This is a genomic window from Aquabacterium sp., assembly GCF_036279655.1.
Lineage (GTDB): Bacteria > Pseudomonadota > Gammaproteobacteria > Burkholderiales > Burkholderiaceae_C > Aquabacterium.
In genome coordinates, this window is the sequence record NZ_DASUIT010000127.1 from 1 (window position 1) to 14,834 (window position 14,834).

Here is a 14,834-nt window from a genome sequence, read left to right on the forward strand (position 1 = left end):
GACCACGTCACCATCACCATCAACATGGTGGACCCGGCCGTGGGCGAGAAGATCTACCCCTGGATCTTCTGGGATCACAAGCGCGTGACCGGTTATGAGGCCGCAAAAATTCTGCATGAACGCCAGATGCTGGGCCTGGAGATGCTGACCGCGCGTGGCGTGCTCACCAAGATCAACTCGGTGCTGATCCCAGGCATCAACGACGAGCACCTCATCGAGGTCAACCGCGAGGTCAAGAAGCGCGGTGCCTTCCTGCACAACATCATGCCGCTGATCTCCGAGCCCGAGCACGGCACCGTGTTCGGCCTCGCGGGCCAGCGTGGCCCCACCGCACAGGAGCTCAAGGCCGTTCAGGACGCCTGCATGGGCGGCGCCAACCTGATGCGTCACTGCCGCCAGTGCCGTGCCGATGCGGTGGGCCTGTTGGGTGAGGACCGCAGCGAGGAGTTCACGCTCGACAAGATCGAAGAGATGGAGATCGTCTATGACCTGGACAAGCGCAAGAGCTACCAGGATCAGGTCGAGACCGAACGCCAGGCCCAGCACGCCGCCAAGCAGGAGGCCCTGCTCAGCGCCCAGGCCCAGGTGGCCGGTGTGGATCCCGACATGAAGGTGCTGGTGGCGGTGGCCACGGAAGGCCATGGCCGCGTCAACCTGCACTTTGGTCATGCCACCGAGTTCCAGATCTTCGAGGTGTCCGCCGCACAGGCCCTGTTCGTGGGGCACCGCCGTGTGGACCTCTATTGCCAGGGCGGCTACGGGGAGGACGAACAACTGCCCTCCATCGTGCGCGCCATCAACGACTGCCATGCGGTGCTGGTGGCCAAGATCGGGGCTTGCCCCCGCGATGAGCTCCAGGCGGCGGGCATCGAACCCGTGGACGCCTATGCCCACGAGTTCATCGAGAAGGCGGCCTTGAGCTGGTTTGCCGGCTACTGCGACCGTGTGGCGCGTGGCGAGATCAGCCACCAGGCACGGGGCGATGCCTCGATCCGCCAGGGTGCCTACACCGCCGACACCACCGAAGCAGCCGCTTGAAACCCATCCCCCACTGACGACCTGAAGGAGAACCATCATGGCCTTGAAGATCATCGCCTCCACCTGCACCGGCTGCTCCGCGTGCGAGCCCGAGTGCCCCAATGTCGCCATCCGTGAAAAGGGTGGCACCTTCATCATCGATCCGGCCAAGTGCACGGAGTGTGAAGGGCAGTTCGACTCGCCCCAGTGCCTGGCGGTGTGCCCCGTCGACGGCTGCATCGTCAACGCCTGAAGGAGATCCTCACCATGCTGCCCACCATGAAGGTCACCCAGGCTGCCGAGCGTTTCATGAAACGCATGGTCAAGTTCTCGGGCCTGCCGGCCACCGCCGGATTCCGCCTCACCGTGAGCCCTGGCGGGTGCTCGGGCTACAACTCCGAGTTCACCGTCGAGGCCAGCCCCCTGGCGGGCGACGAAGCGATGGACCTCAACGGCCTGACCCTCTTCCTGCCGGCCGAAAGCCGCCTGATGCTCGATGGTGTCACGGTGGACTTTGCCGACACACCCACGCAATCGGGCCTGACCTTCTTCAACCCCAACGCGGGTGCATGCGGCTGCAGCAGCAGCGAGGGCAGCAGTGCCAGTGCGCCGGCGGTGGCCAAGATCGAGATCGGCTCGATCAAGTCCGCCATGCCGCGGACGGTGAACTGAGTGGCGATCGGGGTTGCCCATGCTCTGTGCGTCCACCTCTCCTGCGTCTGACATGGACTTCGACGCCGCGGTGCTGGGCGGAGGGCTGGCCCCCGAAGTCCAGGCGCTGATCGCCGAGGCAGGTGTGTGGCGTGGTCGGGATGAGTCGGACGATGAAGAGCGCCCTTCGCAGGCGCGCGGTTGGAGCGCTCCATGATGAGCACCGCCGACGACATCCTGCCGATGGACTGGAGAGGCCAGGCGATCGATTGCGAGCATTGCCCTTACGAGGCCTTGCGTGCCGAGGGGCGCTGCGAGATCGGGCGCGCCTGCGTGCAAGACCGGTATGCGCGCCGCATCGACCGATTCCTGCGATGGAATCCGTCATTGGGCAATGAGTTGCTTCAACATCCCTACTTCGAGGTGCGGGCCATCGCGGTTCGGCATGCCGATGTCTTTCGCCTGCCGGACCTGATCGACGACCCCGATGAGACCGTGCGTCTGCATCTGGCCTTGCGCCTGCCGCAACGCATGCTCCGGCGGCTGCGAGAGGATCCTCATCGCGAGGTGCGCATCCGCGTGGCGCAGCGCCTGGATGTGGCTGAACTGCCCAGCATGCTGCACGACGAGGACTACTACGTGCGCCAGATCGTGGCGCGGCGCCTGCCCGTGGCCTTGCTGCCCCTGCTGGCGGCAGACCCCGAGAGCGAGGTGCGCCAGGAAGTGGCCAGTCGGCTGGACATGCCTGCCCTGCTGCGCCTGGTCGATGACCCTGCGCCCGAGGTCCGCCGTGTGGTGGCACAGCGTCTGCCCCAGGGCCTGCTGGGGCATCTGGTGTCCGACGCCGATCTGCTGGTGCGCTGGGAGGTGGCTCAACGTGCCCTCCGTGACGTGCTGGTGGTGATGCTCAAGGATCCCGATGACGAGATCCGATGCGTGGCGCGTCAGCGCCTGATGCCCGCCGACCCTCTCAAGGAGCCCCGCCATGGCTGATATCAATCGCGATGACGATGTCATCGAAGTGGCCTTCCCTCCGCGCTTCACCTTTGGCGAGCGCGTGGTCAGCCGCACGGTGATCCGCAATGACGGCACCTTCAACGGCAAGGACATCGGCGAGGTCCTGGTCAGGAAGGGTGATGTGGGCTATGTGGTGTCCATCGGCACCTTCCTGCAGCAGTTCTACATCTACGCCGTCGAGTTCACGGATCACGGCTACCGCGTGGGCATGCGTGCCAAGGAGCTGATGACCCTGGACAACCTGCCCGAAGACATCCTGCAGCAGCTGGGTGAACGGGCGAGTGAACTTCAATCTCTGCGCTAAGGAGCCCTCCATGATGATCGAACCTCGTGAACCTCTGTATGACTGGGGCCAGCGCGTGGTGGCGCTGGCGGACATGATCAACGACGGCTCCTACCCGGACTGTCCTGTCGATGCCGTGCTGGTCGAGATGGGCAGCGAAGGGGAGGTCGTGCAGGTCGGGCATCACCAGGAATCCAACCAGCCGGTCTACATGGTGGATTTCGATGGCCTGGTGGTGGGCTGCCTGGAAGAGGAAATCCTGCTGGTGCATGAGCTGGCACACCTGGCGCAGGAGGCACGTGGTCAGGCGGTCCTGCCGCTGGAACAGGCCACACCATGAATGCACTGGCTCACCGCGTGCCGCCGTCAGCCGGCAGCGTGCATGACCTGACCCGCTGGCGCATCGAGCGTGCGCTGCGCCAACGCGAGCGCTATCGCTATGTGCAGCCCCGCGTTCAGCTCGTCAAGGATGGCTGGCTGGTCACCAGCCCCTGCTGCTCGCGCAATGTCGACCCCACGGGGGGCGAGATTTCGATCGCCTGGCTGCAGCGCACGGCCGATGGGGGCTGGGCGATCTACGCCTGCGATCACCACCGAGGGGAATGGGTGCTGCATGCCGAGCACCCCCGTCTGCAGCCTTTGCTCCAAGCCCTGTGCGCCGATGCGGGAAGGACCTTCTGGCCATGAGCACCGACAGCGTCTACCTGGACAGCAATGCCACGACGCCGCCTTTGCCCGAGGTGGTCGAGGCGGTGATGAGTGGCCTGAGCGAGCACTGGGCCAATGCCTCGTCGAGCCATGCGATGGGCCAGTCCTCCAGGCAGGTGCTGGCACAGGCGCGGGGCCATGTGGCGCGCTTTCTGAACTGCAAGCCGGCCGAGGTCGTGTTCACCAGCGGGGCAACCGAGGCCAATCACATGGCCTTGCGAGGCGCGGTGGGCTTCAATGGTCGGCACCGGTTGGTGCTCAGCGCTGGCGAGCATGCCGGTGTGCGCAAGCTCGCCGACAGCCTGGAGGCGCGGGCGGGTGTGGTCCTGGGGTGGATTGGCCTGACACCCGAGGGGGGGCTGGATGTCCGGCATGCGGCCGAACTGATCACCGATGAGGTGTCCTTGGTGTCGGTCATGGCCGCCAACAATGAAACCGGCGTGCTCATGCCGATCGGTGAAATGGCCCGCCTGGCGCACGCCCAGGGCGCCCTGCTGCATGTCGATGCCACGCAGCAGGTGGGTAAGCTGCCTTTCGACTTTGGTCGCTGCGGCGCGGATCTGGTCTCGGTGTCCGCCCACAAGTTCGGTGGCCCTAAAGGGGTCGGGGCCTTGATCGTGCGACAGGGCCTGAACTGGCCCGCGCTGTTCCAGGGCTCCCAGGAGCGCGGACGCCGAGGGGGCACGGAGAACCTGCCGGGCATCCTGGGGATGGCGGCGGCGGCGCAGTCCCACACCTTGCCGGTCGATGCCTGGATGCAGCGGGCCACGCGCGTGGGCGCCTTGCGGGATCAACTGGAGCAGGGCCTGATGGCGCGCCTGCCCGGCACTGTGGTGTACGGCATCGGTCAGCCGCGCCTGCCCAACACCAGCTATCTGCGCTTTGGCATGCTGCATGCCGATGTGGTCCTTCAGCGCCTGGAGCAGTTGGGCGTGATGGCATCGTCTGGCGCCGCCTGCTCCTCCTCCGGGCAAGAGCCTTCGGCGGTGCTGCGTGCCATGGGCGTGCCGCGGGCCGAGGCGCTGTGCGCCATCCGCCTGTCCCTCTCGCCGGCCACCACGCACGAGCAGGTGCAGTACGTGTTGCACGGGCTGCCTCAGGCCCTGGCCCCCCTCATGGAGGCGCCCGCCGGGCTCTCCGCGCCGACCGTTTCCCCCACAGGAGTATTCGCATGAAGGTCATGATCCGCAAGGACGCCAAGGGCGTGCTGTCCGCCTATGTTCCCAAGAAGGACCTGGAAGAGCCCATCGTGTCCATGGAGCGTCCCGGCATGTGGGGGGGCTCTGTGACCCTGGCCAATGGCTGGGAGCTGGCGCTGCCCGAGATGGCCGACGGCACCACCTTGCCCATCACCGTGGAGGCTCGCCGGACCTCCCAGGGCGATGACTGAAGGAGGGCACCATGGCCATCACCCCAGAGCAACTGGAAGAAGCCGCACGGATCGTGGGGGCCGCCGAGTCCCTGCGTGGCGCGGCAGCGCAGATCCGCGAGCGCCTGGCGCCCCTGCACGCCCTCGTACTTGATGCCTTCGACATGCGGGGGGAGACACCGGCGCGTCGCATGGAGCAGCGGGCGCTCTACCTCATGTCCACCGACGGGCACTGCTGGTCGGTGACGCCGGAGCTGACGCGGGCCTCGGCCCTGGTTCTCACACAAGGGTGACATCATGCAAGACGACGACTGGATGGCATTGTCCGACCCGGACATCACGCCGGTGGAGCTCGAAGGGGTCATTCTGACGCTGAGAAGCGCCCAGCTGTCCGCAGGTCCGGTGGTCGAAGACTTCGAACGTGCCTTCGCTCACTGGCTCAGGCGCCCGCATGCCGTGGGGGTGGCCAGTGGCACCCTGGGTGCCTGCCTGGCCCTGCAGGCCATGGGCATCGGCGCGGGGGACGAGGTCATCACCACGGGCTATGCCTGGCATCAGATCGCCCATGCCATCACCCTGGTGGGGGCCAAGCCCGTGCTGTGCGACATCGACTACTGGTCGGGGTGCATCGACCCGGCCAAGGCGGCCGAGAAGATCACGCCATACACCCGCGCCATCCTGGGCACCAACGTCAACGGTCATCCTGCGGACTGGGCTGCCTTGCGTCACCTGGCCGACGCGCATGGCCTGCGGCTGATCGAGGACAGCACCGAGGCCGTGGGGTCACGCTATCAGGGCCAGTTGGTGGGCTCCTTCGGAGATGTCGCCATCTTCGATTTCTCGCAGCCTTCGGCGCTGTGCAGCGGGCAGGGTGGCATGGTCGTCACCCATGACAGCGCCCTGGCCAGCGAGATGGCGTATCTGCGCGAGCGCCGCATCCGTGACCGCAGTTCGGTGTCGATCGGCAGCCGGGTGCCCTGGCAGGCCAGCATGAGTGAGCTCGATGCCGCGGTGGGGCTGGCCCAGCTCGATCGCATCGACGAGATCCTGCACAAGCGCAAGCGGGTCGAGTCCTGGTACCACACCGAGATGCAGAGCTTCGAGGGCATCAAGCCGCCCTATCTGGCCGAGCACATCGACGAGGTCCACTGGATGCTCTACAAGGTCCACCTGGGCAAGCGCTTCACCGGCAGCGCGCGCAACCAGATCATCGAGGACATGGACGCCAACAACCTGGAATGTGCCGTGTACTGCGTGCCGCTGCACCAGCAGTTTCACTACCAGCAGATGGGCTACCAGCGAGGCCAGTTGCCCAACACCGAGCGCATCGGTGACCGCTCGCTGGTGCTGCCATTTCACACCCACATCGACCAGGACGAGGTCAAGTACATCGTCAAGACGCTCAAGGACGCCTCGATCAATGTCGGCGCCGGAGCGGCCATCTACCTTTGAACGCTGGAGTTCGACATGACCTTGACGCAAGCCCCCGCACGCACGTCCACCGAGGTGTGGCTCCCCGCCGTGAAAGAGGCACTGCAAGCCCGACGTGCCGTGCCCTATCTGGGTCCGGGCATGCTCTCTCTGATCCCCCAGGTGCCGGTGCCGGCCACACCGGAAGCCCTGGTGGCCTTGCTGGTGGCCAAGGCCACGGTGCCGCACAAGATCCGCAACCGGCTGACGCAGGCCGCGCAGTTCATCGAGAACTTCAAGCACCGCAAGTCGGTGGTCGGGCTGATGAACGAGGCTTTTGCCCAGGTGCCCACGCCCAGCGAGTTCCATCGCTGGCTGGCCGAGATGGCGCCACCCCTGATCGTCGAGAGCTGGTATGACGACACCTTGACCCAGGCCTTCAAGGAGGTGCGCGGCATGGCCGATTGGGGTCAGGTGCAGGGCTTGTCCCAGTCTGAGCATTTCGGCACCTGGACGGCCTTCTACAACGCTGATGGGTCCCTGGCCGATGCTTGCTCACCCGCCTGGACCTCGCTGGTCTATCGACCCATCGGTGGCCATGGGCCGGCGGGCAACTATCTGGTGTCCGATTCCGACTATGTCGAAGTGCTCACCGAGATCGACATCCAGACCCCCATCCCCGCTGAAGTCCAGCAACTGCGCACGGGCAGGAGCTTCCTGTTCCTGGGCTGCCGCTTCAATGACCAACTGACGCGCAGCTTCGCACGCCAGATCATGAAGCGCTCCAGTGAGCGCCACTGGGCGGTGATGCCCGAAGAGCCCACACGCATGGAGGCTCGCTTTCTTGAAGAAAACCAGGTCACCCGCATCGATTGTTCTCTTGCCGAGGTGGCGTCCCTGCTGCGTGGGGCGTGAGCGCCAAGGCCATCTTTCAACCACTGTATCCAAGGAAACGCACATGAGCACCCTGACCATCCTGCCCGCCGGCATCACCTTCGAGGCTGTGGCCGGCTCCACCCTGTTCCAGGCCATCAAGGCCGCTGGCGCCAGCATCATGAGCAAATGCGAGGGCAAGGGCCAGTGCGGTGCCTGCCACGTCTATGTCCAGGAGGGGCGCAAGAGCTTGTCCAAGATCCAGCGCGCCGAAAACGAGAAGCTCGACACGATGGTGGGCGTGAGTTCCAAATCCCGTCTGGCCTGCCAGGCGGTGCTGGGTGAGGAGCCCGTGACCGTCGAGTTGCTCAGCTTCGTCTGAGCTCGCCGGCACTGAGCGGGGGAGCCCCGTCATGATCGACGTTGCGATTGTGGGCGCGGGCCTGACCGGCCTGGCGCTGGCCCATCGCCTTCATGCGATGGGCCTGAGCGTGCGGGTGCTCGAAGCCCGGGAGCGTGTGGGTGGACGGATGCTGACCCGGCACGCACCGACCCATGGCGCATCCGTCGACATGGGGGCGACCTGGCACTGGCCAGAGAGCGAGCCGCACATCGCAGCGCTCATCGAGACGCTGGGATTGCACCGCTTCGAGCAGCCCGACGAGGGTCGGGTCTTGCATCTGAGTGACCCACAGCGCGGGCCGGAAGACGCCGATCTGAAGCATGTCCACCAGGGGGCGCGGCGGGTGTCCGGAGGCATGGAGCGCTTGGCGCAGGCCCTGCTGGGTCTGTTGCCGGCCGGCGCCGTCCGGCTGGGGTGTCCCGTCGAGGCGGTGGTCGACCATCCAGATCACCTGCTCGTCCGCTGCGCGAGCAGCGAAGGGTCCGAGGCGCCGCTGGCGGTGAGGGCGCGGCACGTGGTGCTGGCCATGCCGCCCCGGCTTGTGGCGCAGCACCTTCGCTTCGACCCTCCGCTGCCCGATGAGACCATGACGGCCCTGCGGGCCACCCCCACCTGGATGGCGCGCGAGGCCAAGGCCGTGGCCCGTTTCGATCGGCCGGTGTGGCACGACAACGGGTGTTCGGGCACGGCCTTCGTGGGGCATCACCAGGCCCTATTGCGTGAGGTCTGGGATGCCAGCGATGTGAGTGGGGCGGCCCTGGCAGGGTTCGTGGCACTGGAGCCGACGCAGCGTCGACAGTTCAGCCGAGGCATGAGCCTGCTCGTCAGCAGCCAACTGGCCCAGCTCTTTGGCATGGCTGCTCAGAGCGATGATCAGGAATGGATGGACTGGGCCTGCGAGCGCTGGACCTGCAGCGATCAGGATCGTGAGGATGCCGGCGTCCATCCCGGTCTGTGCGACCCCGTGCTCAGGCGCCCCCACTGGGCTGGCCGACTGTATTTCGGGGGCAGCGAGACGGCGCGTCACGGGGCCGGACACATGGAAGGAGCGCTGGACAGTGCGGCCCGCCTGGCCGATCTGCTGCGTCCGGTGCACGGGGCCCTGGCACCGAGACAAGGCCCGGGCGCCACCCAGCTCTTTCACGACTGGGTGGCTGTGCGACGGGGTGATGCGATCGGACTGTATCGCCAGCACCTGACACGTCTGCTGTCCCGTCAGGAGGGCGATCAGTTGACCCAGAGAGCCTTGCTGCATGCGGTCGAGCAGGTCTACACGCAGGCCTTGTCTCAACTGGCCGCACAGGACCATGGCATGGCCGCGTCAGCCGATGAGCCGGCACACCGTGCCCAGGTTCAGGCGTTGCTGAACGCCTTCACAGGCTTCAGCAAGACGCTGGTCGACGAGGCGCTCGACTTCAATGCACGCTCGTGCGCCTTGTCCAATTTTCCGGAAGAACATCGGCCCTCGGGGCCCTATCTGCAGGCCATCACGGCGGATCTGGCGGCCGCATGGCGGGAGTTTGCCTGGTCCGTTCACGACCTTCTGCAGGCTCGCCGACGGCAGGCGGCTTGATCACCCCAGACGGCGCGTGTCGCTGCCCTGAGGTGCCGGTGACTTACATCTTGCTGCGTTCGGCCGCACTGTAGTTGCTGAAGTGACCTTCGGCGGCCGCACGCTGGCGGTTGGCCTTGATGATGGCCGCGCTCTTGCCGGGAGGAGAGGGTGCGGTCACGCATTTGATCAACTCTTCAGAGCCACACTGCGGACAGCGTGGCGTGGTGCTGGAGCGCACCAGCAACTCGAAGTGGTGATGGCAGGCCGGGCATTCGTAGTCGTACAGGGGCATGGCAGTGCTGTCGTGTTTGCGACATCCGTGGCGTTGACGTCCATTCACCGCAAGATCGATGCCCAGCGCAGCAGCTCATTCACCTGCTGTTCGATGGCGTGCCTGACCTGGGGTCGCAGGGCACGCCGCCAGCGCTCGGGAATGGCCTGCCAGCCGCCGCGTGCGCCCGCCAGCATGCCGGCCAGTGCGCCGGTGGTGTCGGCGTCCTCGCCCTGATTGACCACGGCCACCAGGCAGGCCTCGAAGTCCTCGTACGCGAGCACATGGTGCAGCACGGTCTGCACGGTGTCCACCACATAGCCACTGGCCCGCCCCGGATACGGATCGAATCGGAAGACCGGATGGGTGTCCACCAGGGCCTGGGCCCGGGAGCGCATGCGTGCATCGGCGGTGTCTGGATCGATCAGCCAATCACGCACCATGTGTCCCAGCGACAAGATGGCGGCGTCCGACAGCGGGTGGTGGTGGGTCACGTGAGCCTGCTCGATCGCCCAGCGCTCGAAGGCCTGCTCATCACGCCAGGTGGCCAGCACCACCGGAAGATGCCGCATCAACGCGCCGTTGCCCGCATCGCCATCGGCCAGGGGCCCTGCCAGACTGCCATCGCGCATGAAGCGACGGATGCCACGCCGACAGGTGTTGCCGCAGTCCACGGGGCCGCCCAGCAACCACGTCACCCAGGCCTGAGCCACGGCGTGAAGCGACCACCGTGGCTGCTGCACGATGGCCTGACCCAGGGCCAGGGACATGGTGGTGTCATCGGTGACCTCGCCGGCAGGCAGCTTCAGCCAGCCGCCCCCCACGATCTGACGATGAACGCCGTAGCGCAGGGCGATCTCGCGCGGGGTCATGAACTCGACCGTGGCACCCAGGGCATCACCCACCGCCAGACCCAGATAGGCGCCCAGCGCCCGGTCATGCAGCGTCGTGTCAGGCATAGTGCGCGCTCACGCGATAGGCACCACCCAACGCAATGATCTCCCCCTCGCCGGCCAGCAAGGAGCGGCCGAGCAGACCGGGAAAGAACACAAGCTTCTGGACGGGCACCTCGGTCTCCAGGATCCAGTCGCCGAAGGTCTCGGCCCGTTCACGCGAGAGCGAGAAGGAGTTCAGGTTGTTGAGCAGCAGCACGCCATGGCGCTCGCGCAGGCTCCCTTGCAGGAGGCGGTGCTCGTGCAGCTTGTTGATGCCCCGCCAGACCTTGATCCGGGTGCGTGCGGGCAGGCCAAACCTCCGCGCACACCACTGACAGAACTCGAACAGCAAGTCGAGCTGCTGGTCGATGTTGTTGTTGTGATACCGGCTGCTGAACTTGTCTTCGATGTAGTGCATCCAGGCTTCTGAGGGGAAGCGATCCAGCAGACCTCGGTGGTAGGTGGGAACGAGTCCGAAGCGGCTCTCAACCCACCCCTTGAGCACCGAGGCTTGCGGGCCATTGGCATCGAAGCCCCAGCCCTCCAGCACCTTGAGGTAGCTGCTCTTCCAGCGCAGGCGCTCGCTGCGCTGGCGTGCCTGGTGATCGGGTGTCAAGCCAAAGCTCAAGGTCATGAAATGCTTGAAGACCTCGCTGGCCTCATCCAGACTGGCCACGGTGTCCAGCACGCTGAACAGGCCCCGTGCCGACTCCCGCGTGCCGTGGATGCGCAGCCTGACCGGATGGTCATTGAAGTCCACGGATCCCAGCAGCCCCGGTGGGAGCCCCACCAGGTTGGTGGCCGTGCATGGCAGCAGCCACTCGTGCATGGGCGCAGGGATCACACGGGCCGGTTCTCGTTGGGGTTACGCACCGGGCCCATGATCTCCAGCCCTTCGGCGTAGGTGAGGGTGTCGAAGGTCACATCGAACTTCAAGGCCGTGTCGGCGATCACGTCGAGTTTGGCGGCCGTGTCCAGCTTCTTGAGATCGTTCTTCTCCAGGTAGAGCAGCTCGAGCAGCTCGTTGTAGACCGTGCCCTCGTCGATGGGCAGGACATAGAACATCGCGCCCTTGTAGGGCACCTGGTACTTCTTGCTCAGGTCGATGTTGTTGCAAAACAGGAAGTACTTGCCGCCGGCGCTCAGCGCGTCGCCCAGGGTCTCGGCCACATCCTTGAGGTGCTCGAAGGACAACAGATAGCCCGCAAAGAAGGGAAGGGTCTTCTCACCTAACTGGGCGATGGCCATGAACTGATCGCAGGTCAGCTCTGGCGGCCGGGCTTCATCGGCCATCTGCGCAGAAAAGCGCAGGGCCAGCTCGCCGCGGAAGCCAAAGCGGCCGGGCTTGTGGGTCGGTGCCTTGAGCACCGGGTTCTGCAGGCGCTTCTGGGCGTCGAGGGGCCCCAGGGCGGTCTGCTCGATGGGCGAGAGTTCGAGGGTGGTGCTCATGGTGTGTCCTTGGGTTGCATCAACAGAGAAAGAAGACGAGGAACTCGTGCGTGTGCACCTTCACAGCAAGGCACATACCAGCGTGGATCGCTCGGCTAAGGCCTCCCGGCCAAGGCGGCGCGCGCTCTATGTCGACTGAATCGCATGGGTGTTCGACGCACGTCTGTCGGCGTTGTCGCGTTGCCTCGCGGGGCTGTGTCATTAGCGACGGCCTTGGGGCCTTTTGTCGGCTTTCAAACAATGCCCAATGGCGCAGGTCGGCAGCCTCTCAAACCTGATTTACCCAAGCAAATCAACAGCTTGAAGTCGTGGCTGCGACTTGGCACGCCAGTTGCGGTAGAGGGCTTGCGCAGACCTTTGTCTGGCCAGTGTGTGGCGATACAGAAGACCGATAACGGCACCAAAGGCACATCGGGGTCGCGGCTACGCAACCTGCTTCTTTTACCTCAGCTTTTTTGGAGAACTGCAATGGCTTCTTTGAGACAGATCGCCTTCTACGGCAAGGGTGGCATCGGCAAGTCCACCACCTCGCAAAACACCCTGGCTGCTCTGGCAGAAATGGGTCAGAAGATCCTCATCGTCGGCTGCGACCCCAAGGCCGACTCGACCCGTCTGATCCTGCACGCCAAGGCCCAGGACACCATCCTGTCCCTGGCGGCCGAAGCCGGTTCGGTGGAGGACCTCGAGCTGGAAGACGTCATGAAGGTCGGCTACCGCGACATCCGTTGCGTGGAGTCCGGTGGCCCTGAGCCTGGCGTGGGTTGTGCCGGCCGTGGCGTGATCACCTCGATCAACTTCCTGGAAGAAAACGGCGCGTACGACGGCGTGGACTATGTGTCCTACGACGTGCTGGGCGACGTGGTGTGCGGTGGCTTTGCCATGCCCATCCGCGAGAACAAGGCTCAGGAGATCTACATCGTCATGTCCGGCGAGATGATGGCCATGTACGCCGCCAACAACATCTCCAAGGGCATCCTGAAGTACGCCAACTCCGGTGGTGTGCGTCTGGGCGGCCTGGTCTGCAACGAGCGTCAGACCGACAAGGAACTGGAGCTGGCCGAGTCCCTGGCCAAGATGCTGGGCTCCAGGCTGATCCACTTCGTGCCTCGCGACAACATCGTGCAGCACGCCGAACTGCGCCGCATGACCGTGCTGGAGTACGCCCCCGACTCCAAGCAGGCCCAGGAATACCGCACCCTGGCCACCAAGGTCCATGGCAACGCCGGCAACGGCACCATCCCCACCCCCATCACGATGGACCAGCTGGAAGACCTGCTGATGGAGCACGGGATCATGAAGACCGTCGACGAGTCGCAAGTCGGCAAGACCGCTGCCGAACTCGCCGCGTAAGAGAGGAAGGGGGCCGCGGGGCCTCCTTCCTCGCCCCCCCTGTACACACTAACGGAGTCCACCATGAGCATGACCGTTGAAGAGCGTAAGGCCACCAACAAGGCCTTGATTGATGAAGTCCTGAAGGCCTATCCAGAGAAGATGGCCAAGCGTCGCGCCAAGCACCTTGGCAGCTACGAAGAAGGCAAACCCGACTGTGGCGTGAAGTCCAACATCAAGTCGCTGCCGGGTGTGATGACCATCCGTGGTTGTGCGTATGCCGGCTCCAAGGGCGTGGTGTGGGGACCGATCAAGGACATGATCCACATCTCCCACGGCCCCGTGGGCTGCGGTCAGTACTCCTGGGCGGCCCGTCGCAACTACTACATCGGCATGACGGGTGTGGACACCTTCGTCACGATGCAGTTCACGTCGGACTTTCAGGAAAAGGACATCGTGTTCGGCGGTGACAAGAAGCTGGAAAAGATCGTGGACGAGATCCAGGAACTCTTCCCCCTCAACAAGGGCATCTCGGTGCAGTCCGAGTGCCCGATCGGCCTGATCGGCGACGACATCGAAGCCGTGTCCAAGAAGAAGTCCAAGGAACACAACAACCACACCATCGTGCCGGTGCGCTGCGAAGGCTTCCGCGGTGTGTCGCAGTCCCTGGGACACCACATTGCCAACGATGCGATCCGCGACTGGGTGTTCGAAGGCAAGACCAAGAAGGAGCACGAGTTCGTGTCCACGCCGTACGACGTGGCCATCATCGGCGACTACAACATCGGCGGCGACGCCTGGTCCAGCCGCATCCTGCTCGAAGAGATGGGCCTGCGCGTCATCGCCCAGTGGTCGGGTGACGGCACCATTGCCGAGCTGGAGAACACGCCCCGCGCCAAGCTCAATGTGCTGCACTGCTACCGCTCGATGAACTACATCAGCCGCTACATGGAAGAAAAGTACGCCGTGCCCTGGGTCGAGTACAACTTCTTTGGCCCCACCATGATCGAGAAGTCGCTGCGCGAGATCGCCAGCTACTTTGACGACAGCATCAAGGCCAAGGCCGAAGAAGTCATCGCCAAGTACAAGCCCTTGATGCAGGCGGTCATCGACAAGTACCGCCCCCGTCTGGAAGGCAAGACGGTCATGCTGTTCATCGGCGGTTTGCGTCCGCGCCATGTGATCGGCGCCTACGAGGACCTGGGCATGAACGTGGTCGGCACCGGCTACGAGTTTGGTCACAACGACGACTACCAGCGCACCACGCACTACATCAAGGACGGCACGCTGATCTATGACGACGTGACCGGCTACGAATTCGAGCAGTTCGTCGAGAAGGTCAAGCCGGATCTGATCGGCTCGGGCATCAAGGAAAAGTACGTCTTCCAGAAGATGGGCGTGCCCTTCCGTCAGATGCACAGCTGGGACTACTCCGGCCCGTATCACGGCTATGACGGCTTTGCGATCTTTGCCCGCGACATGGACATGGCCATCAGCAGCCCCATCTGGGGCCTGACCAAGGCCCCCTGGAAGCAGATCGCCTGAGCGGACACCCCGACTTTAG

General features: G+C 64.8%; 21 protein-coding genes. 17 read left to right on the top strand and 4 right to left on the bottom strand.

The window, feature by feature from the left end; all coding sequences use genetic code 11:
- The 15 genes from nifB to VFW84_RS14210 all read left to right on the top strand — a co-directional run.
- On the top strand, positions 1-1,038 hold a 1,038-nt coding region (gene nifB, locus VFW84_RS14140; RefSeq protein WP_329681103.1), incomplete at its 5' end, for a nitrogenase cofactor biosynthesis protein NifB.
- A 37-nt stretch (positions 1,039-1,075) separates the two neighbouring features.
- Positions 1,076-1,270 (top strand): 4Fe-4S binding protein, encoded by a 195-nt coding sequence (locus VFW84_RS14145; protein WP_329681104.1) that lies wholly within the window; start codon positions 1,076-1,078, stop codon positions 1,268-1,270.
- A 14-nt stretch (positions 1,271-1,284) separates the two neighbouring features.
- Complete coding sequence (locus VFW84_RS14150) at positions 1,285-1,689, top strand: HesB/IscA family protein (RefSeq protein ID WP_329681105.1); 405 nt, start codon at positions 1,285-1,287, stop codon at positions 1,687-1,689.
- A gap of 52 nt (positions 1,690-1,741) precedes the next feature.
- Positions 1,742-1,885 (top strand): hypothetical protein, encoded by a 144-nt coding sequence (locus VFW84_RS14155; protein WP_329681106.1) that lies wholly within the window; start codon positions 1,742-1,744, stop codon positions 1,883-1,885.
- Positions 1,882-2,661: a 4Fe4S-binding leucine-rich repeat protein gene (locus VFW84_RS14160; RefSeq protein WP_329681107.1), complete on the top strand. Its 780-nt coding sequence runs from the start codon at positions 1,882-1,884 to the stop codon at positions 2,659-2,661. The genes VFW84_RS14155 and VFW84_RS14160 overlap by 4 nt, the downstream gene beginning before the upstream one ends.
- Entirely contained in the window at positions 2,654-2,989 is a 336-nt protein-coding gene (locus VFW84_RS14165) for a nitrogen fixation protein NifZ (RefSeq protein WP_329681108.1), read from the top strand. Before VFW84_RS14160 ends, VFW84_RS14165 begins: the two co-directional genes overlap by 8 nt.
- Positions 2,990-2,999: 10 nt before the next feature.
- Positions 3,000-3,308 (top strand): nitrogen fixation protein NifZ, encoded by a 309-nt coding sequence (locus tag VFW84_RS14170; RefSeq protein ID WP_329681109.1) that lies wholly within the window; start codon positions 3,000-3,002, stop codon positions 3,306-3,308.
- Positions 3,305-3,655 carry a hypothetical protein gene (locus VFW84_RS14175; RefSeq protein ID WP_329681110.1) on the top strand — a complete coding sequence of 117 codons (351 nt, stop codon included), beginning with the start codon at positions 3,305-3,307 and terminating at the stop codon, positions 3,653-3,655. Before VFW84_RS14170 ends, VFW84_RS14175 begins: the two co-directional genes overlap by 4 nt.
- Positions 3,652-4,851, top strand: coding sequence for a cysteine desulfurase family protein (locus VFW84_RS14180; protein WP_329681111.1), 1,200 nt, complete (start codon positions 3,652-3,654; stop codon positions 4,849-4,851). The genes VFW84_RS14175 and VFW84_RS14180 overlap by 4 nt, the downstream gene beginning before the upstream one ends.
- Positions 4,848-5,066, top strand: coding sequence for a putative nitrogen fixation protein NifT (gene nifT / locus VFW84_RS14185; protein ID WP_329681112.1), 219 nt, complete (start codon positions 4,848-4,850; stop codon positions 5,064-5,066). Before VFW84_RS14180 ends, nifT begins: the two co-directional genes overlap by 4 nt.
- 11 nt (positions 5,067-5,077) lie before the next feature.
- Positions 5,078-5,338 (top strand): hypothetical protein, encoded by a 261-nt coding sequence (locus tag VFW84_RS14190; RefSeq protein ID WP_329681113.1) that lies wholly within the window; start codon positions 5,078-5,080, stop codon positions 5,336-5,338.
- A 4-nt stretch (positions 5,339-5,342) separates the two neighbouring features.
- A complete protein-coding gene (locus VFW84_RS14195) occupies positions 5,343-6,497 on the top strand; it encodes a DegT/DnrJ/EryC1/StrS family aminotransferase (protein ID WP_329681114.1) in 1,155 nt (384 codons plus the stop codon).
- Positions 6,498-6,512: 15 nt separating this feature from the next.
- Complete coding sequence (locus VFW84_RS14200) at positions 6,513-7,370, top strand: SIR2 family NAD-dependent protein deacylase (protein WP_414639003.1); 858 nt, start codon at positions 6,513-6,515, stop codon at positions 7,368-7,370.
- A gap of 43 nt (positions 7,371-7,413) precedes the next feature.
- Positions 7,414-7,710 carry a 2Fe-2S iron-sulfur cluster-binding protein gene (locus tag VFW84_RS14205; RefSeq protein ID WP_329681115.1) on the top strand — a complete coding sequence of 99 codons (297 nt, stop codon included), beginning with the start codon at positions 7,414-7,416 and terminating at the stop codon, positions 7,708-7,710.
- A gap of 31 nt (positions 7,711-7,741) precedes the next feature.
- A complete protein-coding gene (locus VFW84_RS14210; RefSeq protein ID WP_329681116.1) occupies positions 7,742-9,304 on the top strand; it encodes an NAD(P)/FAD-dependent oxidoreductase in 1,563 nt (520 codons plus the stop codon).
- A 43-nt stretch (positions 9,305-9,347) separates the two neighbouring features.
- On the opposite strand, the gene VFW84_RS14215 is transcribed toward VFW84_RS14210, so the two are convergent.
- From VFW84_RS14215 to VFW84_RS14230, 4 genes are read right to left on the bottom strand one after another with little or no spacing between them, the layout of a single operon-like run.
- On the bottom strand, positions 9,348-9,578 hold the full coding sequence (locus tag VFW84_RS14215; RefSeq protein WP_329681117.1) for a zinc ribbon domain-containing protein: 231 nt from the start codon (positions 9,576-9,578) through the stop codon (positions 9,348-9,350).
- Between the two features lie 44 nt (positions 9,579-9,622).
- Complete coding sequence (gene draG, locus VFW84_RS14220) at positions 9,623-10,516, bottom strand: ADP-ribosyl-[dinitrogen reductase] hydrolase (protein WP_329681118.1); 894 nt, start codon at positions 10,514-10,516, stop codon at positions 9,623-9,625.
- Positions 10,509-11,321, bottom strand: coding sequence for an NAD(+)--dinitrogen-reductase ADP-D-ribosyltransferase (locus VFW84_RS14225; RefSeq protein ID WP_329681119.1), 813 nt, complete (start codon positions 11,319-11,321; stop codon positions 10,509-10,511). Before VFW84_RS14225 ends, draG begins: the two co-directional genes overlap by 8 nt.
- A gap of 11 nt (positions 11,322-11,332) precedes the next feature.
- Positions 11,333-11,941, bottom strand: coding sequence for a hypothetical protein (locus VFW84_RS14230; RefSeq protein ID WP_329681120.1), 609 nt, complete (start codon positions 11,939-11,941; stop codon positions 11,333-11,335).
- Between the two features lie 468 nt (positions 11,942-12,409).
- On the opposite strand from VFW84_RS14230, the gene nifH reads away from it, so the two are divergent.
- Both nifH and nifD read left to right on the top strand, forming a co-directional pair.
- On the top strand, positions 12,410-13,291 hold the full coding sequence (nifH, locus tag VFW84_RS14235; RefSeq protein ID WP_329681121.1) for a nitrogenase iron protein: 882 nt from the start codon (positions 12,410-12,412) through the stop codon (positions 13,289-13,291).
- Between the two features lie 63 nt (positions 13,292-13,354).
- Complete coding sequence (gene nifD, locus VFW84_RS14240) at positions 13,355-14,815, top strand: nitrogenase molybdenum-iron protein alpha chain (RefSeq protein WP_329681122.1); 1,461 nt, start codon at positions 13,355-13,357, stop codon at positions 14,813-14,815.
- Positions 14,816-14,834 lie beyond the last annotated feature (19 nt).

Coding starts and splice junctions, on each gene's coding strand:
- VFW84_RS14170 (WP_329681109.1), top strand. CDS start 3,000: ATGATGATCGAACCTCGTGAACCTCTGTATGACTGGGGCCAGCGCGTG.
- VFW84_RS14205 (WP_329681115.1), top strand. CDS start 7,414: ATGAGCACCCTGACCATCCTGCCCGCCGGCATCACCTTCGAGGCTGTG.
- nifT (WP_329681112.1), top strand. CDS start 4,848: ATGAAGGTCATGATCCGCAAGGACGCCAAGGGCGTGCTGTCCGCCTAT.
- nifD (WP_329681122.1), top strand. CDS start 13,355: ATGAGCATGACCGTTGAAGAGCGTAAGGCCACCAACAAGGCCTTGATT.
- draG (WP_329681118.1), bottom strand. CDS start 10,516: ATGCCTGACACGACGCTGCATGACCGGGCGCTGGGCGCCTATCTGGGT.
- VFW84_RS14150 (WP_329681105.1), top strand. CDS start 1,285: ATGCTGCCCACCATGAAGGTCACCCAGGCTGCCGAGCGTTTCATGAAA.
- VFW84_RS14195 (WP_329681114.1), top strand. CDS start 5,343: ATGCAAGACGACGACTGGATGGCATTGTCCGACCCGGACATCACGCCG.
- VFW84_RS14190 (WP_329681113.1), top strand. CDS start 5,078: ATGGCCATCACCCCAGAGCAACTGGAAGAAGCCGCACGGATCGTGGGG.
- VFW84_RS14215 (WP_329681117.1), bottom strand. CDS start 9,578: ATGCCCCTGTACGACTACGAATGCCCGGCCTGCCATCACCACTTCGAG.
- VFW84_RS14145 (WP_329681104.1), top strand. CDS start 1,076: ATGGCCTTGAAGATCATCGCCTCCACCTGCACCGGCTGCTCCGCGTGC.
- VFW84_RS14165 (WP_329681108.1), top strand. CDS start 2,654: ATGGCTGATATCAATCGCGATGACGATGTCATCGAAGTGGCCTTCCCT.
- VFW84_RS14230 (WP_329681120.1), bottom strand. CDS start 11,941: ATGAGCACCACCCTCGAACTCTCGCCCATCGAGCAGACCGCCCTGGGG.
- VFW84_RS14155 (WP_329681106.1), top strand. CDS start 1,742: ATGGACTTCGACGCCGCGGTGCTGGGCGGAGGGCTGGCCCCCGAAGTC.
- VFW84_RS14210 (WP_329681116.1), top strand. CDS start 7,742: ATGATCGACGTTGCGATTGTGGGCGCGGGCCTGACCGGCCTGGCGCTG.
- VFW84_RS14180 (WP_329681111.1), top strand. CDS start 3,652: ATGAGCACCGACAGCGTCTACCTGGACAGCAATGCCACGACGCCGCCT.
- VFW84_RS14200 (WP_414639003.1), top strand. CDS start 6,513: ATGACCTTGACGCAAGCCCCCGCACGCACGTCCACCGAGGTGTGGCTC.
- nifH (WP_329681121.1), top strand. CDS start 12,410: ATGGCTTCTTTGAGACAGATCGCCTTCTACGGCAAGGGTGGCATCGGC.
- VFW84_RS14175 (WP_329681110.1), top strand. CDS start 3,305: ATGAATGCACTGGCTCACCGCGTGCCGCCGTCAGCCGGCAGCGTGCAT.
- VFW84_RS14225 (WP_329681119.1), bottom strand. CDS start 11,321: ATGCACGAGTGGCTGCTGCCATGCACGGCCACCAACCTGGTGGGGCTC.
- VFW84_RS14160 (WP_329681107.1), top strand. CDS start 1,882: ATGATGAGCACCGCCGACGACATCCTGCCGATGGACTGGAGAGGCCAG.